The 25181-nt window shown below is 47.2% G+C and carries 17 protein-coding genes and 1 tRNA gene; 10 read left to right on the top strand and 8 right to left on the bottom strand.

What is annotated here, in order from left to right:
• Nucleotides 1-6 precede the first annotated feature (6 nt).
• The 4 genes from BDI_RS06390 to BDI_RS06375 are packed head-to-tail and all read right to left on the bottom strand — an operon-like array spanning nucleotide 7 to nucleotide 4504.
• Nucleotides 7-2166, bottom strand: coding sequence for a GumC family protein (locus BDI_RS06390; RefSeq protein ID WP_011966381.1), 2160 nt, complete (start codon nucleotides 2164-2166; stop codon nucleotides 7-9).
• A 3-nt stretch (nucleotides 2167-2169) separates the two neighbouring features.
• Nucleotides 2170-2946 carry a TolC family protein gene (locus BDI_RS06385; RefSeq protein ID WP_005856573.1) on the bottom strand — a complete coding sequence of 259 codons (777 nt, stop codon included), beginning with the start codon at nucleotides 2944-2946 and terminating at the stop codon, nucleotides 2170-2172.
• Between the two features lie 17 nt (nucleotides 2947-2963).
• A complete protein-coding gene (locus BDI_RS21370) occupies nucleotides 2964-4139 on the bottom strand; it encodes a sugar transferase (protein WP_011966380.1) in 1176 nt (391 codons plus the stop codon).
• Nucleotides 4139-4504, bottom strand: coding sequence for a response regulator (locus BDI_RS06375; protein ID WP_005856577.1), 366 nt, complete (start codon nucleotides 4502-4504; stop codon nucleotides 4139-4141). The genes BDI_RS21370 and BDI_RS06375 overlap by 1 nt, the downstream gene beginning before the upstream one ends.
• A 179-nt stretch (nucleotides 4505-4683) precedes the next feature.
• Here BDI_RS06375 and BDI_RS06370 point away from each other — a divergent pair, with 179 nt between their 5' ends.
• Together BDI_RS06370 and BDI_RS06365 are read left to right on the top strand one after the other, a co-directional pair.
• Nucleotides 4684-7173: an alpha-L-arabinofuranosidase C-terminal domain-containing protein gene (locus BDI_RS06370; protein WP_011966379.1), complete on the top strand. Its 2490-nt coding sequence runs from the start codon at nucleotides 4684-4686 to the stop codon at nucleotides 7171-7173.
• 80 nt (nucleotides 7174-7253) lie between these two features.
• Nucleotides 7254-8789 carry a carbon-nitrogen hydrolase family protein gene (locus BDI_RS06365; protein ID WP_011966378.1) on the top strand — a complete coding sequence of 512 codons (1536 nt, stop codon included), beginning with the start codon at nucleotides 7254-7256 and terminating at the stop codon, nucleotides 8787-8789.
• 196 nt (nucleotides 8790-8985) lie between these two features.
• Here BDI_RS06365 and BDI_RS06360 read toward each other — a convergent pair whose 3' ends face one another.
• The 4 genes from BDI_RS06360 to ettA form a co-directional block, all read right to left on the bottom strand.
• Nucleotides 8986-11337, bottom strand: coding sequence for a family 20 glycosylhydrolase (locus BDI_RS06360; RefSeq protein ID WP_011966377.1), 2352 nt, complete (start codon nucleotides 11335-11337; stop codon nucleotides 8986-8988).
• A gap of 129 nt (nucleotides 11338-11466) precedes the next feature.
• Nucleotides 11467-12747: a serine hydroxymethyltransferase gene (glyA, locus tag BDI_RS06355; protein WP_005856586.1), complete on the bottom strand. Its 1281-nt coding sequence runs from the start codon at nucleotides 12745-12747 to the stop codon at nucleotides 11467-11469.
• Nucleotides 12748-12878: 131 nt separating this feature from the next.
• The gene (locus BDI_RS06350) at nucleotides 12879-13532 is read right to left on the bottom strand and encodes a 3-keto-disaccharide hydrolase (RefSeq protein WP_005868394.1); all 654 of its coding nucleotides are present in this window, start codon (nucleotides 13530-13532) and stop codon (nucleotides 12879-12881) included.
• A gap of 26 nt (nucleotides 13533-13558) precedes the next feature.
• Nucleotides 13559-15247: an energy-dependent translational throttle protein EttA gene (gene ettA / locus BDI_RS06345; RefSeq protein ID WP_005856590.1), complete on the bottom strand. Its 1689-nt coding sequence runs from the start codon at nucleotides 15245-15247 to the stop codon at nucleotides 13559-13561.
• A 494-nt stretch (nucleotides 15248-15741) separates the two neighbouring features.
• On the opposite strand from ettA, the gene BDI_RS06340 reads away from it, so the two are divergent.
• The 8 genes from BDI_RS06340 (at nucleotide 15742) to BDI_RS06305 (ending at nucleotide 25160) form a co-directional block, all read left to right on the top strand.
• Nucleotides 15742-15814: transfer RNA gene (locus BDI_RS06340), tRNA-Lys, on the top strand.
• A 239-nt stretch (nucleotides 15815-16053) separates the two neighbouring features.
• Nucleotides 16054-17133: a site-specific integrase gene (locus tag BDI_RS06335; RefSeq protein WP_011966375.1), complete on the top strand. Its 1080-nt coding sequence runs from the start codon at nucleotides 16054-16056 to the stop codon at nucleotides 17131-17133.
• 384 nt (nucleotides 17134-17517) lie between these two features.
• On the top strand, nucleotides 17518-18732 hold the full coding sequence (locus tag BDI_RS06330; RefSeq protein ID WP_011966374.1) for a tyrosine-type recombinase/integrase: 1215 nt from the start codon (nucleotides 17518-17520) through the stop codon (nucleotides 18730-18732).
• A 538-nt stretch (nucleotides 18733-19270) separates the two neighbouring features.
• Entirely contained in the window at nucleotides 19271-20533 is a 1263-nt protein-coding gene (locus tag BDI_RS06325; RefSeq protein ID WP_011966373.1) for a DUF3575 domain-containing protein, read from the top strand.
• The gene (locus BDI_RS06320; protein ID WP_005856599.1) at nucleotides 20530-21534 is read left to right on the top strand and encodes a DUF5119 domain-containing protein; all 1005 of its coding nucleotides are present in this window, start codon (nucleotides 20530-20532) and stop codon (nucleotides 21532-21534) included. The genes BDI_RS06325 and BDI_RS06320 overlap by 4 nt, the downstream gene beginning before the upstream one ends.
• Before the next feature lie 28 nt (nucleotides 21535-21562).
• Nucleotides 21563-22780, top strand: a complete 1218-nt coding sequence (locus BDI_RS06315; RefSeq protein ID WP_011966372.1) for a fimbrillin family protein — start codon at nucleotides 21563-21565, stop codon at nucleotides 22778-22780.
• Nucleotides 22781-22897: 117 nt separating this feature from the next.
• Nucleotides 22898-23860: a fimbrillin family protein gene (locus BDI_RS06310; RefSeq protein WP_005856603.1), complete on the top strand. Its 963-nt coding sequence runs from the start codon at nucleotides 22898-22900 to the stop codon at nucleotides 23858-23860.
• A 25-nt stretch (nucleotides 23861-23885) separates the two neighbouring features.
• The gene (locus BDI_RS06305; protein ID WP_005856606.1) at nucleotides 23886-25160 is read left to right on the top strand and encodes a FimB/Mfa2 family fimbrial subunit; all 1275 of its coding nucleotides are present in this window, start codon (nucleotides 23886-23888) and stop codon (nucleotides 25158-25160) included.
• Nucleotides 25161-25181: the final 21 nt, after the last annotated feature.

The raw sequence follows: 25181 nt of genomic DNA, 5'->3' as shown, positions 1-25181 counted from the left end.
GCTTCGCTATTTTATGGCCGAATTGGTTGCGGTTAACCCCATATACATCATACGGTTCGTGAAAGAGCGCATGGAGGTCTGAGGGGGCAATTGCCCGGTGAAATCTTCTACGGCTTCTCGTGAGGCGTTATTCAAGTATAAATACAAAGATGTATTTTTAGTTATCTCACGCAAATAACTAACAAATTCCTTATCGCTATTTTTCCATACTCTGCGTACATTAGCTATTAGAATATTAACTTGACTTGAGCTTAGCAAATGTGGAGGCACACTGTTTCCTTGAATGGAAGGATATTCGATTAATACAATGTCTGGTTGACTTTCGGCTTTAATATACTCTTCTATATTTTCTGTGGTGAATAGTGACGATTCAATGTTTATCTCTTCTCCGATCCTTATATATCGTACTTGGAAACCTAGCTCTTCCCAACGTTCTTGAAAATATTTGGCAACGAATGTCTTCCCTTCTCTTTCTTCTATACTTAATATATTTATGTATAGAGTCTTATTTTTTTGCAAATAAGGAGCCAACCGATTGCAAGCGTATGCGGCTGATATTCGGTTACAGGTCTTTACAAATCCCCTGTATTTCAATTGGGAGTTGCGTCCGTTGAAGGCTCCTAATATATTCATTCCTGTGAGGCGTTTAGCCCGTTCTGCATCCCGGAGGGTACGGTCTAGTAATTCAATGACCAAATTTAGGGCTATAATGAAAATTAAACTACCGATAAAAGCGGCTATGACTAAAAACATGCGCTTACCTTTGTCACTAAACAATGGATAAGCGGCCTCTGAGATAGTTGTTAAGTTTGATGAGGTTAATTGTAAGTTCACCTGTTTCATCTTAGCCATATTTAAGGCATGGAGAACTTGTAGATAAGACTGTTCAGTGACATTGATCTCTCGTTCTTGCTGGTTGATCTTAGTCCCAATGGGAGAATAATTCTTATACTGCTCCTCGAAATCGTGCTTTCTTTTGTTTAAAATCTCTAAGTCTGCCTTGGATTTCACTTGTATCAAGGTCTGTGACAACCATTCTTGTACTAATCCGTCAATAGCGATTCCTTCTTTACTTTCTTTATAGCTATTAATTTTATCTGTCAGTAATGCTATTCTCTTCTCGACATCTTTCAGTTGATCTTGATATCGTGTTAATTCTGTATCCTTGTTTAATGCGTTTTCAGAGGTGAAAGTCTCTATCTCGGTGATTTTACCACTGATGCGGGAAACATCTTCCAATGCGTTGATAAACTCTTCATTCGTTTTGACAAGTTTAGTACGAACTTCCATATATTTCTCTAACTCGTTGATGATTTTGGTTGAGCTCTCGTAACTTCGTTGTGTTTCTTCGTAACGGTTCTCAAAATCAGCAAAAGAGTTTGCGATAGATTTTGTTTGTTCTGTATAATTTATGACGCTGTTTTGTACGTTATAATTTGTAAGATCATTTTCTTGTTGATTGAGTTTTGTCCTTAATTTATTCAATTCCTGCTCATAATATTTTACGATATCATTTGCTGTTTTATATTTTAAATTATCGTAAGAATATTTCATTTCTTCGCTGACTAACTTAACCGTATTCCATGTGATTCCGGGATCTGAGCTAGTGTAGGCTATCTCTATCAAATCGCTATTACCTTGGCGTCTAATAATTATGCTGGATAAAGCTGCGTAGCTATAGAATGCAGCTCCTCCGTTGAGCAATTCATGCAAATAATTGCGGCTATCAATGTTTTTATATTCTTTAAATCTGTTTATAGTGTTATCGAGAGAAGCCGTGTCTATTAAATTTATTATTTCTTCAGGTATAGATGCTGTTAATTTCTTGTAATTGTCAGCTGTTATATAGAGATTATCTATTTCAGGATTTCCTTGTGTTAGGTTTAATGCTAATAATTTTAGTGATACGTTTTCTAGGGTTCCTCTTGATTTTGTTAAATTAACCAAGTTATCATATGTGTTGTTTACTGCCTGCCAATCAGGTTTTGTCTCTTCATCTAAACCCGTGTTGGAGGTAATACCTGTGTAGATCGAAGTTGTCACGGTGTATTTTTTCTCCATGAATTGACTGAAATAGGCAACCAATGCTGTTACAATAAGCGTTCCAAATATCAGTTGGTGACGAATTCTATATAAAAAACGGGATATGTATAGTGTAATATCCATAAATTATCGATTTATGATTTTTACATTTGTAAGCATCTCTAATAGGGTTACCGCATTGTGTAAGGTAGCTCTACCCTCTTGATAAGAGATTACGGCTCCAGAACGACGTCCTCTTTCCATGGCCAAAGTCGTAATGTCAATTTTACCGTTGATGAAGTCTTGTTCCGATATTTTCATTTGGGCGTTGTAAAGGGCAGCAGCGTCTGATTTAGCTTTCAAAGTAGCTAAAGCTTGCAATACGTTATTATAAGCTTCCAATATTTTTAATTTCCGTTCTTCTATTGAGATCTCATATTCATAATCTAATTGCCGGAAACGAGCTTTCCGAGCTCGTACCTTTTGGCCACGGCTAAATAGGTCACCAAATGGGATAGACACCGATATGCCTGCGCTATAAGTATGTTGATTACTACCCAGACTTGTGAGATATTCAGGATATTCTACGGTTTCATGAGAGGATAGCTGCACTAATCGTCCATATTGGTACTGTCCGTATACCCTGAAATAATCTAGCCATTCTCTTTTGGTCACTTTCATTTCAGCATTAGCTTCATCTTTCTTAGCTTCGTAAATCTTGATCGAAGGGTGATCATATACTGATTCTAAAAAAACAGATAAAGGTGGTAATTGGATACGTTCATAATCATCTAGCATCGCTTGAATAGAGTCTGAGCCAGATGTTACTTCCACGGTTGTAGCTTTATCGAAATAGGTTTTCTTTTTCTGAGCTATAGCCGAAAGGATACTGAATATGAATAGGATGATAAATAAGTTCTTCATACGATTTATTAATGGATCTATACGTCCTCTTTCTGTACGAACGCCGTAAAGGTCTTAATGATGATCTTCATGTCCAGCCAGAAAGAAAATGTATGAGCGTATTTAATATCTAATTGTTTACGTTCCTCGGCGGACATACTACCAGAATTGCCACGTTTCTCTACTTGCCAGAGGCCTGTAAGGCCGGCAGGAGCCATGAAGCGTTGTATGTATTCGTCACTGGTCAGTAGCTCAGCCTCGTATATGGGAAGAGGGCGGTTACCAACTATTGACATGTCTCCTTTTAATATATTGAATAGCTGGGGGAGTTCGTCAATGCTGTATTTCCGGATAATATGGCCGATCTTTGTTATACGGGGATCATTCTCTAATTTGATGAAAGCGTTGGAACGTTCGTGACGTTTTACTTTTAAATAGTCGTTTTCAGGAGTAGCGTCATTATCAGAATATAAAATGATATTTTGTTTATTCTCTTTAAAAAAAGAGGTCGCATTCTGTGAATTCACAGAAGTTGCTGAAGAGGCTACAGCCTCTTCAGCAATAGATTCCGTATACTGATTAAGCTTTTTATACTCTGTTATGCGCTTGTCCGCGTCCATATACATAGAGCGGAACTTATAAAAATCGAAAACCTTATAGTTGCTGCCTACTCGTTTCGACTTGTAGAAAGCGGGGCCTTTGTCCTCCAGCTTGATCCAAATCACCGTGATGATAAAGATAGGGGAGAGGCAGAGGAGCGCCATGGATGAGAAAATGATGTCGAAGACCCTTTTCCATAAAGGCAGCTTGAAAATGGCGAGATCAGGCTCTTTTATTTGAGGCTTACGCGCTTTTTCCATTCTCTTGCATTTCTCGGCGATACTCAGTAACTTCACTAAATCTTCCTTAGAGGTGGATTCGGAGATGACACAGTCCGTTCCGGCTTGCAAATAGGATATTTTCTCCTCCCGGGTCATTTCCGGGGCGATTAATACGATATAGATATTTTGAAACGTCTTATGCAAATGCATGATCGCAGGAATGTTTAACGTAGGATCTGTTTTCTCGATGAATACACAATAATCCATTTCCTCGGCAGGAAGAAGCGTGTTTTTCATCTGCAGAAGCGTTATACATTCTATGACCCCGGTGCCTAATGCCTTACGTAAACGTTCGGCCAACGGCACGTTATTACCGAAAAAGACATAATTCATTATCTTAATATTCGTTTTACCCTTACCCTTAATTCCTCTGGATTGAAAGGCTTCAAGATAAAGTCTTCCGCCCCTTCCTCAAACAAACGTATTCTATTTGAGCTGCTCTCTACGCTCGATAGGATCAAGACCGGTATATGGCTGAACATATCGTTCGCTTTTAAATAAACCAAGAATTCCTCTCCGGACATTTCTGGCATATTCAAGTCAGAGATGATCAAATCCGGTAAATTGCCTTCTTGAAGCCAAGCGATCGCTTTCAAAGGATTTTCTTTATAGGATACCTTGTAAGTACTTGATAAATAAAGCATGATTATCTTTGCGATTTCTTGCTTGTCATCCACTAAAAGAACAGATTTCTCCATAGAGTCGTATAATATTGTCGTCTTTTGTTTTATCTATTATGTAAATTTAGGATATTAAATTGAAAAAATCTATGTTTTTCAATTGTTTTTTTGAAAAAACAGTTCGGACTTTGAAAATAGGGGAAACTGCGATTTTTTGATTAAGTTTGTACGCACATAAATGAGATGAGTATTCGAAGATGCGTTGGAGGAAATATATAGATTTTGATGTTATTCATTTATTGGTTGGCGCTATTGTCGGGATGGGCTTGTCCTCTTGCCAGCCGGAGATGCCGGTGATCTCTACGATAACCGTGGAGGCGGATGGCCTGACGGTTCCCGTGAACCCGGATCTGTATGGTTTGACCATTGAGGAGATTAACCATGGGATCGATGGGGGGCTGTACGCCGAGCTGATCCAGAACCGGAGCTTCGAGGATGGCGTGCCACCTTTGAACTGCCCTTACGACGCCGCCCGGAACGTCTTGATTACCCCGAATGGATGGACGATCCCTTTCATGCGGGGAGATTCCGTACCGGGATGGAGGCGGATCGTCCCTAATACACAGATATACCCGGATATGAAGGAGCTGGTGAATGATAAGAACCGGCGGTCGTTGCTCGTGGCCGTATCGACTTCCGGGGAGTCGGGGCGCGGAGGCGTGATAGCCGAGGGATACCGGGGGATACCGATCCGGAAAGGGGAACGATACGATCTATCGTTTTTCGCCAAGGGGGCGAATATGGTGCCCCGTACCATCCGGGTGGCCTTGGAGGACTCGATGGCTAATACGGTCTTGAGCGATGTGTTTCAGGTAGCGCCGCTATACGAGTGGAAACGATACAGGCATACGTTTACGGCTACGGAGGACGCGCCGAACGCGGTCTTGACGATCACGGCCGATACCTCCGCCGTGTTTTGGCTGGATGTGGTATCGCTCTTCCCGGAGGATACGTGGAAGGGACGGAAGAACGGGCTGAGACCGGACTTGGCGGCGCTGGTCGATTCCTTGGCCCCTCGTTTTATCCGTTTCCCCGGAGGCAGTTTCGTGGAGGGGTATACGGCGGGTACGTACCCTATCTGGAGGGAGACGCTGGGCGATATCTCGGAGCGTAAGCATTTCTGGAACGTATGGGCCTATGGTACGACGAACGGCATGGGCTACCACGAGTACTTGCAAATGTGCGAGGATATGGGGGCGGAGCCTATCTACGTTATTAATAGCGGGATCACGAGCCAAAGCCGCCGGCCCCGCTACGAGGATATCACGGCGATGGATAAGCTCACGGGAGATGCCTTGGACGCTATCGCCTACGCGAACGCCCCGGCGGATTCCCTGCCGGGCGCCCTGCGTGCGAGGAACGGGCATCCGGAACCTTTCAACTTGAAGTATGTCGAGATCGGCAGCGAGAACTATGGCGGGGAGTATTTCAGGCGCTTTGAGCTTTTCCGCAAGGCGATCAAGGAGGCCTATCCGGAGATTACCGTTATCAGCAGTTCGCCCCTCACGAAGCGAGGCCGTAGCGAGTGGGTGGATTCCCATTATTACGCCGGGGAGAATTTCTTCCTATCGAACTCCGGCCGGTTTAATAGCGACCGGTATTCCCGACGTTCGCCGGCGGTGTTTATCGGGGAGTTTGGGACGACGGAGCGACCCTTGGCCGGTACGCTCCGGGCGGCGGTGGCCGAGGCCTGTTTCTTGGTCGGCGCGGAGGAGAACCCGGATATGGTACGCCGCTTGGCGTATGCCCCGGTATTGGGCAACGCCGGGTTCGAGAACCAGCGCCATCCGTTGATCTCTTTCAACACCCATCAGGCGGTGGTCTCTCCTTCCTACCATTTATTAAAGATGTTTACCCGCCATCGGGGGGATGAGGTGCTGAAGACGATCGTGGATACCTACGAGAAACCACAGGTACGTACGGGCCGGGCGGGCGTAGAGATGTTTGATAATAGCTATGAGTTCAAGGACGTGCGGATCGACGGCGTGCCCGTATCGGATATATCCGTGATGAGCGGGGGATGGAAGGTCCCGGAGGCTGGTACGTTGGTGCCGGAGGCCAACCGGTGGAACCATGTATTGTTCGGCGACTCTACGAGCTACGCCTATGAATATACGGCTACCGTCCGGCGTACGAAAGGTAGCGGGCAGATACAGCTTCGCCTCCGCGACAACGGGTGGACGGGCGAGCAGGCGGATTATATCGCCCTGACGATCGGGGCGGGAACGAGCGAGCTGTACCATCAGGTAGGTGGCGTGAAGGATAGCTTGGTCTCTCCCGTGCGCTTCCCTTTTGAGAGTAACCGGTGGTATACGGTTCGCATGACGTGCGAGTACGAGCGCGTCCGTTGCTATGTGGACGGCGTATTGCTGCATGAGGTGGATATGCGTCCGATCCCGTCGTTGGTATCCGTCGCTACCCTCGACAAGGAGAACCGGGTGATTTACTTGAAGGTCGTGAATACGACCCGCCACGAGGAGAAGACCTCTTTGCGTATCGAGGGAGTGAATATCCGTAACGAGGCGGAGCTGATCCAATTGAGAGGGGAGCCGGAGGCTCGTAATACGTTTGAGAACCCGGGGGCCGTAACGCCTGTCACCGAGCCTATCGTATTCCCGATGAGCGGCCCGTTTATCTATAATTTCCCGCCTAATTCAGTGACGATCTTGAAATTATACATGGAGTAGGTCAGATAGGGCAGGAGGGCCGGTACACTTTATCTGTATTTATCCTAACTTCGCGGCGACTTTAACAAAAAAAATGTGTTATGGAACCAATGCATAAGATAAACAAGGTAGAGCTCCGGAGCTTGCAGCTTGAGGACTATACGCAGTTGTCGCAATCTTTCAAGAGGGTATACGCCGACAAGGATGTTTTCTGGACCCGCAAGCAGATCGAGACGTTGATACGGATATTTCCCGAGGGACAGGTCGTGACGCTGGTGGATGACCGGATCGTAGGATGCGCCCTCTCCATCATCGTGGATTATGACATGGTGAAAGGGGATCATACCTACGCCAAGGTAACGGGTAACGAGACGTTCAACACGCATAACCCGAACGGGAATATATTATATGGTATAGAGGTGTTCATCCATCCGGACTACCGGGGCCTCCGGCTGGCCCGCCGTATGTACGAGTACCGGAAGGAGCTGTGCGAGAAGTTGAACCTGAAGGCGATCATGTTCGGCGGACGTATCCCGAACTATTATAAATACGCCGATCATATGCGTCCGAAGGAATACATCGAGAAGGTGCGCTCACGTCAGATCTACGACCCGGTGCTCACCTTCCAGCTCTCCAACGATTTCCACGTGCGGAAAGTGATGATGAACTATTTGCCGAACGACGAGGAGTCGAAGCATTGCGCTACCCTGCTGCAATGGGATAATATCTATTACCAGCCGCCTACGACGGATTACGTGGATAAGAAGACAACCGTGCGTGTCGGTCTGGTACAATGGCAGATGCGGCCTTATAAGACACTGGATGACGTGTTCGAGCAGGTGGAGTTCTTCGTCGACGCCGTGTCCGATTACAAGAGCGACTTCATCCTTTTCCCCGAGTATTTTAACGCTCCGCTGATGGCTAAGTTCAACCATCTGGGGGAGGCGCAGAGCATCCGTGGGCTGGCCCAGTACACCGAGGAGATCCGTGAGCGATTCGTGAACCTTGCCATCAGTTACAATATCAATATCATCACCGGTAGTATGCCTTTGCTGAAGGAGGACGGGGCGCTATATAACGTGGGATACCTGATCCGTCGTGACGGCTCCTACGAGATGTACGAGAAGGTACATGTCACCCCGGACGAGCAGAAGAGCTGGGGACTCTCGGGCGGGAAGATGGTGAAGACGTTTGACACGGATTGCGCCCGGATCGGCGTGCTGATCTGTTATGACGTGGAATTCCCGGAGCTTTCCCGTATCATGGCCGACCAAGGGATGCAGATACTCTTCGTGCCTTTCCTTACGGATACGCAGAACGGTTACTCTCGGGTTCGTGTATGTGCCCAAGCCCGGGCGATCGAGAATGAGTGCTTCGTGGTGATAGCGGGCAGCGTGGGCAACCTGCCTCGTGTGCATAATATGGATATACAGTACGCCCAGTCGGGTGTGTTCACGCCTTGCGATTTCGCTTTCCCTACCGATGGCAAGCGTGCGGAGGCAACCCCGAATACGGAGATGATCCTTGTATCGGACGTGGACCTTGATTTGCTCAACGAGTTGCATACGTACGGTAGCGTGCGTAACCTTCGGGACCGTCGCCACGACTTGTATGAGTTGAGGGTAAAAAAACAGTAGTGTTTGCGGTTGAACACAATAGTATTCATGGCTGAACCCAGTAGTGTTCGCTATTAAACACAATTATATTCGCCGGAAGAATGCAGTAGGGGCGGGATCTGTCCGCCCTCCCGTGTATGCGTGGGAGGGCGGACGAATCCCGCCCCTGCGGTTTATATGGGGGAGGATCGCTCGCTTCCCCCCTTCGGAAATGATCTTAATGACTTAGCATCTCAGCCGTGATCGGCGTGAATTTCTCGGCATCCGATTTACGGAGTTGTACGCTACCGTCGTTCCAGTTGGAAGGCCAACCTCCGATGATGTGTCCGAGGAATACCAGCTTGATCTCGTGCAAGCCTTTTGCCAAGGCCGCGGAGGTGTCATGACGGGAGAAGCGTTTTACCTCGCCACCGTTGTTAACCATCAGCTTGCCGTCGATCCATACCTCCTCTAAATCGGAAGAGATGTAATAAACGCCATCCTCCGGGATATTCACGTAGCCGGTAGCGATAGCGGCGTATTGCTTCACGCCTCGCATGGATTCGGGGGCGGGCACTTGGTTGGTCAGCTCACGGGTCGTCTTGATGACCTGTTTCTTGCCGGTCTTCTGAGCGGCCTCCAGATTATTTACGCTTAGGTACATGCCATCGAATACCTCCATGTCGAGGCCCGGGGTCGTCTTGGCTACCTCCTTGGCGGGAGCCAGCGTTTGTTTCTCCACGAGGATCGTGCGAGGCTTGCCCATCTTGCCGGAAGGCAACACGGAAGCGATCTTCACGGTCGTAGTCTCGGTGATGTCGAAAGGAGCCGTATATACGGTAGATTCCGGGGTAGGCTCGGTGCCATCCAGCGTGTAGACCATCTTCATCGGACGGTTCGTGGTGAATGTCATGGTAGCCTTGTCCGTGAAAGCCACGAAGTTGCAAGAACCGTTCGGTTGCTCGGGCTGCGGGATGTAGTAGTTGATACCATGTCCGTCTAGGCGAACCTGAGCGTTGTCCAGACGGCGTTCGAAGTCCTTGTAATCCTTCCGGTCCAGCGGGCTCCAAGCGATCTCGGAGAGGGCTAGGATACGAGGATAGATACGGTACTCCATGATGTCCGTGTTATAAAGGTACTCACTCCATACGTTGCATTGCACGCCCTTGATGAAATGCCCTTTACCGGCCGCTGCCAGCGTGTCGGGGACGGGGTTGTACTTATAGACCCGCTCCGCCGTGGTGAATCCTCCGATAGATACCGGGTTGATCTTGTAGTCGCCTTGGAACTGGTCGATATACATACCCTCGCTTCCCGGGGTCATGATCACGTCGTGGTTCATGCTAGCGGCAGCGATACCGCCTTCCTCACCTCGCCAAGACATTACCGTGGCCGATGGAGCCAGACCTCCCTCAAGGATCTCGTCCCATCCGATCATCTTCTTGCCGTGCTTGTTTACGACCTTCTCCATGCGTTGTACGAAATAGCTCTGCAATTTCTCCTCGGCGGAATGTTCCTTGTCGCCTTTCAAGCCTTCCTTACGGATACGGGCCTGACAAAGCGGGCATTTCTCCCAGCTCGTCTTCGGGCACTCATCGCCTCCGATATGGAAATACTCGCCCGGGAATAGGGGAGCTACCTCGGCGATCACGTCCTCGAAGAACTGGAAGGGTTCTTCCTTCCCGGCGCATAATACGATGTCTTCCACGCCCCAGATGATACGGGGAGTACCCTGCTTACCCTCGCAAGACAGCTCCGGATAGGCGGCGATAGCGGCCATCTCGTGTCCCGGAAGCTCTATCTCGGGAACGATCGTGATGAAACGATCCGCCGCGTATTTAACGATATCCTTCACCTCCTCTTGGGTATAGAAGCCTCCGTACTCGGTACCCTCGCCATCGATGCGCTTAGAGCCGATCTCGGTCAGTTTCGGATACTTCTTGATCTCGATACGCCATCCTTGGTCGTCGGTCAGGTGCCAATGCATGCGGTTGATCTTGAACAAGGCCAATACATCCAGCTGCTTCTTGATATTCTCTACCGGGATGAAATGGCGGCAGGGGTCTAGCATGATACCACGGTAGCCGAATCGAGGCTCGTCCTTGATAGATACGGCCGGAGCGGTCCATGCGATACCTTTCACGGCGGAAGGACTCTCGATCTCGGCGGGCAGCAATTGCAAGAACGATTGCATACCGTAGAAAAGACCTTGAGGGGTCTTGGCTTTGATACGAACGCCGCTGTCGGCTACGTCGAGCGTGTATCCCTCGTCGTTTACGTCCAGAGAGCCGTCGATAACCAACGAGATACCGTCGGAGGTCTCTTTGTCGGCGGTAGCTATCTGGTAGCCTGTCGCCGTGTTCATTTTAGCCGCGAAGAACTCGGCTACGGTTTTCGCCTCCGGGGTGGAAGCGTAGATCCTCGTGTTTTTGTTTAGCTTGAAGTTTCCTTCGTTCTGCGTAAGGCTGACCGGTGTCGGGATGATGTTGATACCTTGGTTGTAAGCTTTCGCTTTACCGGGAGCATCATCACATGAGGCCATCAGGCCCAAGACAGCGCCGGCGCAGATTGTAGCAAGGAGCTTTTTCATAGAATTAAAAATTGAAAGTTGAAAATTGAATATTGTTTAGATGTTTTTGAGAGTTTAAAAAGAGAATTGAGAGTTGAAGATAAGATGCCGTTTGGCATCCTTTTCAATTCTCAATTCTCAATTTCCTATTTACCATGCGAAGATAGGATATTCCTTCATGATACCGTTCACCTTCTCACGAACGGCACCGATGGTCTTATCGCATTCGGGAGCGGCCAATACGGTGTCGATCAGTTCCACGATCTCGCCCATAAGCGGCTCTTTAGCGCCACGGGTCGTGATAGCGGGCGTACCCACACGGATACCGGAGGTCTGGAAGGCCGAGCGGCTGTCGAACGGAACCATGTTCTTGTTCACCGTGATGTCGGCGGCTACCAAGGCTTTCTCGGCCACTTTACCGGTCAGGTCGGGGAACTTCGTGCGCAGGTCGATCAGCATGCTGTGGTTGTCCGTACCGCCGGAGATGATCTTGTACCCTTTGTCCGTGAAGGCCTTGGCCATAGCGGCGGCGTTCGCTTTCACCTGTGCTTGGTACGTCTTGTATTCCGGCTCCAAAGCCTCTCCGAAGGCTACGGCCTTGGCTGCGATCACATGCTCCAGCGGACCGCCTTGGATACCCGGGAATACGGCGGAGTCCAACAACTGAGACATCTTCTTGATCTCGCCTTTCGGTGTCTTCTTGCCCCAAGGATTCTCGAAATCCTTACCCAGCAGGATGATACCGCCACGAGGACCACGCAGGGTCTTATGCGTCGTAGACGTTACGATGTGAGCGTACTCCAGCGGGTTGTTCAGCAAACCGGCGGCGATCAGGCCTGCCGGGTGGGCCATATCGATCATCAATAAGGCGCCTACCTTGTCGGCTATCTCACGCATACGTTTGTAATCCCAGTCACGGGAATAAGCGGAACCACCGCCAACGATCAATTTCGGTTTCTCACGAAGGGCTACTTCCTCCATCTGGTCGTAGTCCACCCGTCCGGTATCTTCCTTTACATTATATTCGGTAGCGTGATAGAGAACGCCGGAGCTATTTACTGGTGAACCGTGGGACAGGTGTCCGCCATGCGACAGGTTCAACCCGAGGAACGTGTCGCCCGGATTCAATACGGCGAAGAATACGGCTGCGTTGGCCTGCGCCCCGGAGTGAGGCTGCACGTTGGCCCATTCTGCGTTGAATAGCTTTTTCAACCGTTCGATAGCGATCGTCTCACTTTGGTCTACTACCTCGCAACCCCCATAATAACGCTTGCCGGGATATCCCTCGGCGTATTTGTTGGTCAGACAGCTTCCCATGGCCTGCATGACCTGGTCGCTGACAAAGTTCTCGGAAGCGATCAACTCAATGCCTTTCAATTGGCGTTGGTGCTCCTTCTCGATAATGTCAAAAATGATGTTGTCTCTTTTCATTACCTCTTAAATTGGTTATTGCAATGATATGTTCCTCATTGAAAAGGAATCCTCGCGAATGTACTATATTATTTTAATACTATTTAAAAGATTCCGTTTAATTATTACAGATGCGCCGGAAACGGCTCCGCTTACCACTTGGTGAGGGTTACGTTTCTGAACTCAACCTCCTTACCCTCGCTCTGTAGCCCGATATGGCCTTCCTTCACCTTGTTGGTTCCGGTGTTCTGGTATACGCCGTTGATGTAAACGGTGATGACGCCGTCTTTCACGAAGATGTTCGCCTCGTTCCACTCTCCGGCGGGCTTCTCGCTGGACGGGTTCACGTTCTTTACGACAGGGAAGAAGGGACGTTCCTCTCCCGGGCGTTGCTGGTACTCGACAAGGTCGGAGCCTCCCAGCAGTACGAACAATCCGGCCCTCCCGGCTTGCAGATTACACTCGATCCCGTTCGGGAAGGGGTTCTTTAGGTCTGCGATATGCAGGAAGATGCCGCTGTTCGCGTTGGAATCCCCATTCGGCCAACGCCATTCCACGTGCAATTTATAGTCGCTGTATTTCTCCTTGGTGTACATATAGCCGAAAGGCTGGCCGGTGATGAAGATCTTACCGTCGCGTACGGAATAGACCTGATCGGCGGGGACGGAGTTTTTGTCGACTACGAAATTCCAGTTAGACAGGTCTTTCCCGTTGAACAGTTTCTCGGTCTTCTGTGCGTTCGCCCCATTGGAGAAACAGAAGAGGGAAGCGGCTAATACAGCCAAAGATAGCATTCTTTTTTTCATGGCATTAAACTCTATTTATAGTATGATTAATCAACGATTAGTTTGCGATAGCGTACCCGTTTCGGCTCGGCGTCGCCCAAGGTCTTACGTTTGTATTCCTCGTATTCGGAATAGGTCCCTTCGTAGAAGACCACGTTGGAATCACCCTCGAACGACAGGATATGCGTACAGATACGGTCCAAGAACCAACGGTCGTGAGAGACGACGACGGCGCAACCGGCGAAGTTCTCCAGCCCCTCCTCCAAGGCACGTAGCGTGTTCACGTCGATATCGTTGGTCGGCTCGTCGAGCAGCAATACGTTTGCGTCCGCTTTCAGCGTCAGCGCCAGATGCAGGCGGTTACGCTCTCCTCCGGAGAGTACGCCGCATAGCTTCTCTTGATCCGCTCCTGCGAAATTGAATTTAGACAGGTAAGCGCGTGCGTTCACCTCCTTGCCGCCCATACGGATGAATTCTTGTCCGCCGGATACGACTTGGTAAACGGTCTTTTTCGGGTCTATATCCTTATGGGTCTGGTCGGCGTAACCTACTTGTACGGTCTCGCCCACCTCGAAGGTCCCCTTGTCGATGCTTTCCATGCCCATGATCATCTTGAATAAGGTCGTCTTACCGGCACCGTTTGGCCCGATGACTCCCACGATACCATTCGGGGGAAGCATGAAATTCAAATCATCGAACAGCAGCTTATCGCCGAACGCCTTCGCCACGTGCTGTGCCTCGATCACCTTATTGCCCAAGCGAGGGCCGTTCGGGATGAAGATCTCCAGCTTAGCCTCACGCTCCTTCTGGTCCTCGTTCAAGAGGGCCTCGTACGAGTTCAGACGTGCCTTACCCTTGGCGTGACGGGCCTTCGGCGCCATATTGATCCATTCCAGCTCACGCTCCAAGGTCTTACGGCGCTTGCTGACTTGCTTCTCTTCTTGAGCCATACGCTTCGTCTTCTGGTCTAGCCAAGAGGAGTAATTACCCTTCCAAGGGATACCCTCGCCACGATCCAGCTCAAGGATCCATCCGGCCACGTGGTCTAGGAAGTAACGGTCGTGCGTGATGCAGATAACGGTACCGGCATATTGTTGCAGATGTTGCTCCAGCCAGTCGATCGACTCGGCGTCCAAGTGGTTGGTCGGCTCATCCAACAGCAATACGTCCGGCTGCTGGAGCAGCAATCGGCAAAGGGCCACCCGGCGACGCTCGCCTCCGGACAACGTATCCACCACCTGATCCTCCGGCGGACAACGCAAAGCGTCCATGGCACGTTCCAGACGGCTGTCGAGGTTCCATGCGTCCGTAGCGTCGATCTTGTCCTGCAACTCCGCCTGACGGTTGATCAAGGCATCCATCTTATCCGGATCTTCCAGCACCTCCGGATCGCCGAATCGCTCGTTCACCTCCTCATATTCTTTCAAGGTGTCCACGATCTCCTGCACGCCTTCCTGCACGATCTCCTTCACGGTCTTGCCCGGCTCCAACTTAGGATCCTGCTCCAGATACCCTACGGAATACCCGGGGGAGAAGACCACCTCTCCCTGATAATCCTTATCGATACCGGCGATAATCTTCAGCAACGTAGATTTACCGGAACCATTCAATCCGATGATTCCGATCTTCGCCCCATAGAAAAAGGACAGATATATATTCTTTAAAACCTGTTTTTGAGGCGGAAAGATCTTGTTCACGCCTACCATCGAGAAAATAATCTTCTTATCGTCTGCCATATAATTTTTTGTGTGTTAATTGGTTCCTTAACTTAAAATAATGGTGTACAAATCTACGTAAATATCTTTTATTTTACAAATTAACAAAGATCATAGGTATCAGATATCTACCGATTGCCAAGTTTGGCGTGTGGAGATTACTCGGTTCAATTCTCTTGTGCAAGAAGCCGGTAGATATGCTATTCCTCGGAAGTTGAGTTTTAGCGTTATCATAAATGAAGGGTAGGAGAGGTTGTGCGGCGTTGTGGTTAGGACTGTGCGATCATGTGGCTTTAGGTTGTGTGATCCTAACGATTTAGGATTGTGGTTCGTCTTCGTCTCGTGAAGATATGTAACCGGTTTATGCATGATGTAATACGTGATGTAAAGTGCTTATATCTTGTTTCTTGCGTTTGCTCCCCATGAAAAAACTAAAATTTACCCCTCTTGAAATTTGTATAATAAAATAAAACCCCCTATCTTTGCACTCGCATTACAAAAGTAACGCACAGGATGATTCGCTAGCTCAGCTGGTAGAGCACAACACTTTTAATGTTGGGGTCCTGGGTTCGAGCCCCAGGCGGATCACTGAAAACAAAAGAAAAATCAAGCAAATCCCTGATAATCAGACATTATCAGGGATTTTTATTTTCCCCAAATACTGCATTTCACCGCAAAAAACAGTGATGATCACAGGTGAAATAGGTGGACTTGACATCTACCTGAAAAAGTCCACCGAATTAGATCATATTTCATTGATTTTCCGAATTTTGCGTGGTTCGAAACCGACTCGTAAAAATTAATTTTGTAACATCATTTTTTTGAGTATGGCTATGCAGAGAAACTACTTTACGATTCTTTTCTTCATCAAGAAGTCTAAACTCCTAAAAAACGGAGAGGCACCCATTTGTATGCGTATAACGGTTAACGGGCAACGGGCCGAGATACAGATTAAAAGAAGCGTGGACATTTCCAAGTGGAATTCCCAAAAGGAATGTGCCATAGGTAAGGAAAGGAAATCTATGGAGTTGAACCATTATCTGGATACGGTCCGTATGAAAGTTTTACAGATCCACAGGGAACTGGAGCAGGACGGGAAGCCGATCACGGCCGATGTCTTAAAAAGACGTTATTACGGGGAGGGGGACTCTCCGAAGATGCTACTGGAGGTTTTCCGGGAACATAACCGAAAGTACAGGGAGTTGATGGGCAAGGATTATGTCGCCGGGACTGTCCTGCGCTATGAACGGACCGCGAAGTATCTGGGTGAACTGCTGCAAAAGGAATACAGGATTAACGATATACCTTTGAAAGAGATAAACCATGAGTTCATCGCCCGGTTTGAGCACTATATAAAAACAGAAAAATCATGTGCCCAGAATGCCACGGTAAAATATCTGAAAAACTTCAAGAAGATAATAAAAATGGCGCTTGTGAACAAATGGATAACGAACGATCCTTTTCTGGAGATTCATTTTAAACAAACAAAAACGAACCGGGCGTTCCTTACGGAAGAGGAATTGAACATACTTCTGAAAAAGGAATTCACCATTCCCCGCCTGCAAACGGTCAGGGACATATTCGTGTTTTGTGCGCTGACCGGGCTAGCCTTTACCGATGTACAGCACTTGCGATATGAACACATAATAAAGGATGTCAATGGCGAGTACTGGATAAGAAAAGCCCGGGAAAAGACGGACAACATGTGTGACATTCCACTGTTGGACATTCCACGGATGATTTTGGAGAAGTACAAGACACATCCGGAATGCCTGAAAAAAGGAGTGGTCTTGCCGGTACCCAGTAACCAGCGGATGAACAGTTATTTGAAAGAGATCGCTGACATATGCGGTATCAATAAACCACTGAGCACGCACGTAAGGAAACATAGTAAAATTTATATCTAACTAATAAACAGCTATTTATAATATACTATTCTATTTATAGGTAACGATTTAGAAACGAGCGAATTACTATATTCAGTTTTCTTTTGCATTAATCAAAGAACGATTTTAACGCTGCAAATATACATTTAGCCAGCGATAAAAGCAAGTATTTCCCGCCGCATAAATATCTCAAAACCTGCTATGGACGAAGGAGGGCTGATTTCACGTCTCCCCTATCCAATGAGTAAAGCACTTTCCTTCCGGCAAAAAGCGGCATTACATCCCCCTTTTTTATATTTAGTCATCATAAGATTCTTATTCTCTGAAATACAATGTTTTGCGTAAACAGGCAAGTGATTGTATCTGATAATTTTGCATCCTGTAAAATTTTAAATCAGAGAGTTTATGGCTACAGTAAAAATTAAATTCAGACCTTCCTCTGTGGATGGCAGAGAGGGAACGGTTTATTATCAAGTGATTCACGGGCGTGTGGCAAGACAGATCAACACTTCCTATAAGTTGTTTCCTGCCGAGTGGGATAAACGTCATTCCCGGATTGTCATCATTTCGCCGGATAAGGACAGACAACAATATCTCTTGTCATTAGATAAAAAAATAACGGAAGATATTGACCGGCTGGAGAATGTCATCACTGTCTTGGAACGGAAGGGAGGTGCTTTCACTGCCGATGGCGTAACTTCCGCCTTTCACGGCGAGCATCGCGGGCTTTTCTTTCTTGTTTTTATGCGGGAAGTAATAAATGGCCTGAAGTATCTGGGAAAAGTACGAACCGTTGAGACCTATAACTCCGCGCTCAACAGTTTCATGCGATTTATGGGTGGGAAGGACGTGCCGCTCAGGGATATGGATTTCGATCTGATAATTGCATACGAAGCATGGCTGAAGTCTAAAGAAATCTCCATGAACACGATATCCTTTTACATGCGTATTTTGCGTGCGACCTACAACCGTGCCGTAGAGAAGGAACTCGTCACCCAGCGTTTTCCCTTCAAATATGTCTATACGGGAGTCGAGAGGACAACGAAGCGGGCCGTTCCACTGCGTGTGATGAAACAGCTCCGAATGTTGGACCTGTCAATTTATCCGGCTAAAAGATTTGCGAGGGACATGCTGCTTTTCAGTTTTTATACAAGGGGGATGTCCATGGTCGATATGGCATTCTTAAGGAAGAAGGATCTTGATAACAGTATCCTTACATACCGGCGGAAAAAAACCGGGCAGCGACTTTTTGTAAAATGGGAGCCATGTATGCAGGAGATCGTGGACCGTTACAATATTCCTGAGTCTCCATATCTTCTCCCCATCATCGTCAAATCAGGTGTAGACGAGAGAAAACAATATATCAATGCCTCCCATCGTATCAACAGACATTTGAAAACTATAGGAAAAGAATTAGGCTTATCCGTTCCTTTAACTCATTACGTAGCGCGCCATTCCTGGGCCAGCGCAGCCCGGAGTAAGAATATTCCGATCTCTGTAATTAGTGAAGGTATGGGGCATGACTCGGAAACCACTACAAGGATCTATCTGGCCTCATTGGATACTGCCACTATAGATAAAGCGAACAGTCTGATTCTAAAATCCTTGTGCAGAGAGTAGCATATTGGGCGAATGTACCTCTCTTTTCAAGAGAGGTACAAAAAAGAAATATCCTAAATAAGGGATACTTGTTCAAGGAATGATCTTAGATATGGGAATGTTTAAGGATGATAATAATGTTGAGCAAAAATTATGGTCTCTTCATAAGAGATGAATAATGCGACGCAAAATTACATAAAATATTGAAAACGATTACAAAAATGAGCAAAAAAAGATAATACAGAATGGAATGATTCTTGAAACAGCAAAACAATTTGTTGAGCAAACAGGAACTAATAAAAATCAAGCCCCTTATTATCAGGCTATTTTGTTCATATATATCGTATTACTCATCTCTTATGAAGAGAGGTACATTTACCATAGGGAATTGTGGAGTAAATATGCCTAAATCATGGGAAGGCTGCTTGTAAGAAGTTGAAGGTATTTTGTAAAATACTATAATGTTTTTTATAGAAGTATATACTCTCCACAAAATAAACAAATGATGCTTTTTCTCCTAGAGATGTATTGATAAATTATATACAAATATGGAATCAATATGAAAGCGAGAAAAATCTTACTTGTATTCCTGATATTTTATGTAGGCCACATTCAGGCACAAGAGATACAGGATTCGGTAAAAATCTATTTCAGACAAGGGTATTCCGTATTGGAACCATCCCGTAGAAATAACAAAGAAGCGTTAGACCGGATTGCGGACAGTCTACGGACAAGCTATGCGGATTCCGTTTATCAATTGAAACGTATTCAGGTAGTAGGTGGTGCATCCCCGGAAGGTAGTATCCCTCTGAATAGACGTTTGTCAGTAAAGCGTGCCAATGTGTTGTTCAATTACCTTTCACGCTATGGAGAATTACCTGATTCTTTGAAAACTAATGTGTTCCTCGGAAGAGACTGGAATGGTCTGATCCGTCTTGTGAGCGATGACAGGAATCTGCCATACCGGAAAGAAACGCTACATTTATTGCATGAACTGGCAGAGGATGCGGCAAATGACGATCTTTCGAAAGGTGACCAGCTGCGGCGGATACAGCAACTGCGTGGTGGAGTGCCCTATTGGTATATGTATAAAAAACATTTCCCGGAATTGCGTGCCTCCCGGTTGTATCTATGGTATAAGAAAGTATGGAATCCTATCGCTCCTATGTCAATGCCTCCCATTGAACTGCCTGTACCCGAGCCCGAACCGGCAGGACCTCTACCCTTTGTCCCATATATGCCTCCGCAGCCACGGAACCTGTATTTTGCTGTGAAGACAAATATGTTGTATGATGCATTGCTCGTACCGAATATCGGTGTGGAGTTTTATCTTGGCAAAGACTGGAGCGTAGGTGCCAACTGGATGTATGCCTGGTGGAAAACAGATCGGCGACACTGGTATTGGAGGACTTATGGTGGTGATATGGTCATTCGTAAATGGCTCGGTAAAGCCGCCAAGGAAAAGCCTCTTACCGGACATCATCTGGGCCTATACGGGCAGATTTTTACTTATGATTTTGAGACAGGAGGAAAAGGCTATATGGGGGGGAAACCCGGAGGGACGCTTTGGGACAAAATGAACTATTCCGCCGGTGTGGAATACGGTTATTCGCTGCCGGTGGCATATAGGTTGAATATTGACTTTACTATTGCCGTCGGGTATTTGGGAGGAACCTATTACGAATATACTCCCGTAGACAACTGTTACGTATGGCAGGCTACCAAGGAACGGCACTGGTTTGGCCCTACTAAGGCGGAAATATCGCTGGTATGGCTGATTGGCAGAGAAAATTTCAACAAAGGGAAAGGAGGCAGACGATGAAAACCGGCATACGAGTGACTGTTTATGCGCTGTTGGCCATGATTCTTTTCTCATGCGAGCACAAGGAACTTTGCTTCCATCATCCGCATATGGTTACGCTCAGAGTGGATTTTGACTGGAAGAACGCCCCGCAAGCCGATCCGGAAGGAATGTGTGTGTATTTCTATCCTGAAGAGGGTGAATCTCCGATTCGGTTCGATTTTGCGGGGAAAGACGGAGGGTCGGTAGAGATTAAAGAGGGAAGATACCGGATACTCTGTTATAATAATGACACGGAGTCTTTACTGTTCAGAGGAATGGAAGGATTTGACACCCATGAGGGATATACGCGGGATGGCAACGTGTTTGAGAGCATTTATGGGAACGGTGCCCATTATGCGCCTCCGGCTAAAGGTTCGGAAGACGAGCGTGTCGTTATCTGCCCTGACATGATGTGGGGAAGTTGCGCCCGAAATGTGGAAATTACCGAATTAGGACTAAGTTACGAATGTATTTCTTTTGCGGACAAAGACAAGGTCGAATGGATAGAGAGTAGCGAGCATGTCATTACGCTTTATCCAGCTGAATTGATATGTACCTATACTTATGAGGTCCGTAATGTCAAGAACATGGAATATATGACGCAAGCCTGCGGGTCATTGTCGAGCATGGCTCCCTCCATGCTGTTTGCCAACGAAGAACTGGACAGGGAGTGTGTTACTGTTCCCTTTGAGACAGAGCTCCACCTCGAGAGCTCGAAAATGACCGGTAAATTCTACACGTTCGGTCATCACGAAGAGAATGCCCGTCCGCACAAAATGATGTTTTATGTATGGTATTCCAATAAGGAAAAATTCTATACAACCTTTGACGTGACCGACCAAGTGCATAAGGCTCCGGATAGAAAGCATGTACATATCATCATTGATAATGCGGGCTTCCCAGAACCGCTTCCGAACGAGGATGGATTTGATGTAGAGGTTGATGATTGGGTGGAAGTAGAAAATGATATTATTATGTAGTCTTTATATTTTTAATCTTTTTGATATTATGCAAGCGAAATCAATTCTGATGGTACTATCGGCCATGGCATTGGTAACGGCATGTGCCAACGACGAAACGATAGAAATAAACTATGGTGAAAGCATCAGCTTGAGTGCGGTAGCGGGAAAAACAACCCGTACAGGAAGCGAAGCCACCACAACCAACAGTATAAGAAACTTTCATGTATTGGCCTTTACCCAAGGAGCTACATACATGGATTGCGATGTGCGGAAGCAAGGAAATGTATGGTCGTATGGCGATACCAAGTTCTGGCCGGAAACAGATGTGGACTTCTATTCGTATAGTCCGATGAATACGCAGAATGGCAATGTTAGCATCAAGGTTGAAGGCGACAAGAAAATTGCAAACTATAACGTACCCGGCGATGAAGACCTGCTTTATGCCTTGAACCAGGCTGAAAAGAAAAACGAGCATGAGGGTGAACGACCAGTCATGGTCAACTTCCGCCATGCCCTGTCACAAATTGTATTCAGAATCAGGAATACCAGCTCTAACCTGACAGTGTTCGTAGACGCAGTGAAAGTGGAGGGAATAGAGAAACAGGGTACATTCTTCTGGCCGACTTTGAGCACTACTACTCAATGGCAGGGAACTGAGAAAGACACGGAAACTGACAACTCATGGGGAAGATGGAATATTGTGTATAACAAAGAGAACGCAAAGCAGAACAACTATGCCGCTGAGATTATTCCGATAATGGAACAAGGTTTTGTAGGTTCCATAGATGCATCTGTGCGGGACTTGACTGTTAAAACAGACAATGGCTATAAGGGATTGCTCCTTTTACCGCAGACATTGAATCCCTGGATTACGAAGACCGGCGGAACAGATGAAAATCCGGAGTACAAAATCACGGGGACAGCGCGAGTGCTTGTTAAATGCAAGCTGGTGGATACGGTATCTAATGTACAGTTGTGGCCGAACACGAACTCACACGAGGAAACCACATGGGTGGGTGTCTCCCTGGTAGGAGAACCCAAAGACATAAACGGAAAAACCGAACAAGTCTGGAAGCAAGGCAAACGCTATGTTTATACTCTTATCTTTGGTGAGGGTGGCGGCTTTAACCCTGATCCAGATCCTGAAAATCCAGATCCAGAACCTGTATTGGTTCCTATTACATTCGCCGTAACTGTGGATGATTTCGTTGAATATCCTCAGGACCTCGATGCCAGTGTTCCTAATTCAAACTCTGGACAATAACACTGAACAACCGCAGACTTGTCTTTTCCATTTATCAAGTTGTGGAAATATAATAAGCCGGGCGGGGTTGAATGTTCCCTTCCCGGTTACTATTTATTGTACAAAAAATAAATGCCTATGCGACTTAATTTAAAAAAGGATTTCCTTCTTGTCACGACCATGCTGGTCGCTGTCGGCTGTTCCGATAGCATGACGGAAGAAAGCGATTCGGAGCAACGGATACCGATTGTCTTTGGCACACAAGTTGCCACTCGTGCAGTGGTGGAAAATAACAAGGAGGGTATGGATAATTTCACATTGTGGGGATGGGTACGGGAAAGCGACGGACCGAAATTGTTTTTCGATGCTGTTCCGGTTACTCCATCGGGAAACTATGGCGAGAAACGTTTTTGGGCTGTAGGTAGGCCTTATGGCTTTTATGCGGTGCATCCGGAAAAGATGAAAGAGAATAATATTGCCACAGAGGTCTCCTGCAACGATAAAGGTGAACTTAGGGTTACGGGGTTTGATTCTTCCGAGATGGGGAAGGGTGCTGTGGATCTGATGACAGCAGCAAAGACGGATGTGGTTTATGAGGGGGGCGGAATGATGGCGCCTGTGCTTTTGGCATTCAAACATGAATTGGCACAGGTGAAATTTACTGTCTGTACAGGGGAGAAGCAGGCGGAAGTGTCGGACATCAGACTTTTGGGGGTGGACTATAAAGGTGACTTGCTGTGGACACCGGAGGAGTCGACATGGCAAAACCGGATAAACTGCACGGAAGAAGGAACCCCTTTCGTACGCAGCGAGAGCGTGCGGATAGAAGCTGGAAGCAGTGTTACCGTGCTGGATAGCGTATTGCTGTTGCCGCAGCCGGTGACGGAGCATGTGGCGGTAACCTTTAAGTATGCCTATGCCGGCAAACCGTTGTCGGAGGCAAAAGAAGCGATGGTATACCTGGATGTGGCTCAAACAACGGAATGGATAAAGTCGAGCACTTACCATTATAAAATAACGCTGCCTGCTGGCGATGCCGATATCACTGTCAAAGTGAGCGTGGGAGATTGGGACAGCCGGGATATTTCGGCAGATTGGTAATCTCATAAACAGGAAATAGCAAGATATGAAAATTCGAAAATACTCATATATATTATGTATGTTTGCCGCAATGGTGGGGATAATGACGGCTTGTGCATCGGACGAACAGGAGGAGATGTTTCCCGGAGAGGGAGAACCGGTGACGGTGAAGCTTTCAATTGATACAAGGGCGGCAGGAGCGGATGATTTCGAATCGCAGGTGAAGACACTCAGAGTGTATGCTTTTCACAACGGTAGTCTGGTAGGGTATTATTATGGTGGTGAGGATGTGCAACCCCATACTTTCAAATGGAAGCTGCCACAAGGAGAAGTCTGGTTTTATGCGGTGGCCAATGAACAAGCGGCAGGAAAGCTGCTTAGCGAAAACAAGGGAGACATTTTTGTACTGCCCGGTGAGACTGTCGGGGGAGTACGTCCGGTCGAAGGCTTGGAAGTTGCGCCGGACAGACTGGAGTCTTTGACTTTCAGCCGGCTGCCGGAAGCGGAATATATGTCGGGCGGAACGGAAACAGACAAGGATGAAACGGGAAAAAAATACCGCTCTGCCATTGTGCCGATGACCTGTAAGTATCGTGGAACAGTTACGCACGATAATCAGGAGATAAACCTGGAACTGAAACGCAGCATAGCGAAACTACAGCTTTACTTTGCCAAGGCGGATGTGGCAGACGCCGGAGAGGGGCAGCTCTATATGGGGCGCGGGTTGTATCTCTACAATATGCCGGAATACGGGTATCTGTTTCCGAAAGAGAAGTACGAATATACGGGAGATTTCAATTGTCTGGAGGGAGCCGGTGAAAGTTCCGACTCGAAGAATCAGAAGAACGGCAAGGTAATTCTGAGTGCGGGATGGCCGGAGGAACCGGAAACCGCTCCGCAAGAAGGGACACCGGAATATGAGGTGTATGAAAAGAACTTGCTGGAGAAGACCCATATCAACGAGATTAAGGCTTTGGCACATGCCGGGAATACAGGCACGAAAAACTTTCAGTGGATGCCAGCCAAACCGATTTATCTGTTTGCCAACTCCAATGAAATTGCAGACCGTTATCCTGAGAATCCGTCAGCAGAGAGTTCAAGGGGATATTATCTGAAAATACTGTCGCATGAACATAAAGTGGGAAGTGACGGTACGGAAGGCCATGAGGCTGATATGCAATATGTGGCTTTGCCCGAAGTGGAAGCCAACATGAACCTGCGGCTGTTTTCCGTTATTTCCATGCATGGACACGTGGCTATGACAGCACATTGGATGATTGTTCCGTGGGAAGCTGGAGGCGGAGATGTGGAATTTAATTAGGCAGACGAATAACAGATAAAA

Origin of the sequence: Parabacteroides distasonis ATCC 8503 (genome assembly GCF_000012845.1) — a bacterium.
Taxonomy (GTDB): domain Bacteria; phylum Bacteroidota; class Bacteroidia; order Bacteroidales; family Tannerellaceae; genus Parabacteroides; species Parabacteroides distasonis.
This window is presented reverse-complemented; position numbering and strand designations above follow the sequence as displayed.

Coding starts and splice junctions, on each gene's coding strand:
- ettA (WP_005856590.1), bottom strand. CDS start 15,247: ATGGCAGACGATAAGAAGATTATTTTCTCGATGGTAGGCGTGAACAAG.
- BDI_RS06375 (WP_005856577.1), bottom strand. CDS start 4,504: ATGGAGAAATCTGTTCTTTTAGTGGATGACAAGCAAGAAATCGCAAAG.
- BDI_RS06335 (WP_011966375.1), top strand. CDS start 16,054: ATGGCTATGCAGAGAAACTACTTTACGATTCTTTTCTTCATCAAGAAG.
- BDI_RS06370 (WP_011966379.1), top strand. CDS start 4,684: ATGCGTTGGAGGAAATATATAGATTTTGATGTTATTCATTTATTGGTT.
- BDI_RS06365 (WP_011966378.1), top strand. CDS start 7,254: ATGGAACCAATGCATAAGATAAACAAGGTAGAGCTCCGGAGCTTGCAG.
- BDI_RS06350 (WP_005868394.1), bottom strand. CDS start 13,532: ATGAAAAAAAGAATGCTATCTTTGGCTGTATTAGCCGCTTCCCTCTTC.
- BDI_RS06315 (WP_011966372.1), top strand. CDS start 21,563: ATGCAAGCGAAATCAATTCTGATGGTACTATCGGCCATGGCATTGGTA.
- BDI_RS06385 (WP_005856573.1), bottom strand. CDS start 2,946: ATGAAGAACTTATTTATCATCCTATTCATATTCAGTATCCTTTCGGCT.
- BDI_RS06310 (WP_005856603.1), top strand. CDS start 22,898: ATGCGACTTAATTTAAAAAAGGATTTCCTTCTTGTCACGACCATGCTG.
- BDI_RS21370 (WP_011966380.1), bottom strand. CDS start 4,139: ATGAATTATGTCTTTTTCGGTAATAACGTGCCGTTGGCCGAACGTTTA.
- glyA (WP_005856586.1), bottom strand. CDS start 12,747: ATGAAAAGAGACAACATCATTTTTGACATTATCGAGAAGGAGCACCAA.
- BDI_RS06360 (WP_011966377.1), bottom strand. CDS start 11,337: ATGAAAAAGCTCCTTGCTACAATCTGCGCCGGCGCTGTCTTGGGCCTG.
- BDI_RS06320 (WP_005856599.1), top strand. CDS start 20,530: ATGAAAACCGGCATACGAGTGACTGTTTATGCGCTGTTGGCCATGATT.
- BDI_RS06305 (WP_005856606.1), top strand. CDS start 23,886: ATGAAAATTCGAAAATACTCATATATATTATGTATGTTTGCCGCAATG.
- BDI_RS06330 (WP_011966374.1), top strand. CDS start 17,518: ATGGCTACAGTAAAAATTAAATTCAGACCTTCCTCTGTGGATGGCAGA.
- BDI_RS06325 (WP_011966373.1), top strand. CDS start 19,271: ATGAAAGCGAGAAAAATCTTACTTGTATTCCTGATATTTTATGTAGGC.
- BDI_RS06390 (WP_011966381.1), bottom strand. CDS start 2,166: ATGGATATTACACTATACATATCCCGTTTTTTATATAGAATTCGTCAC.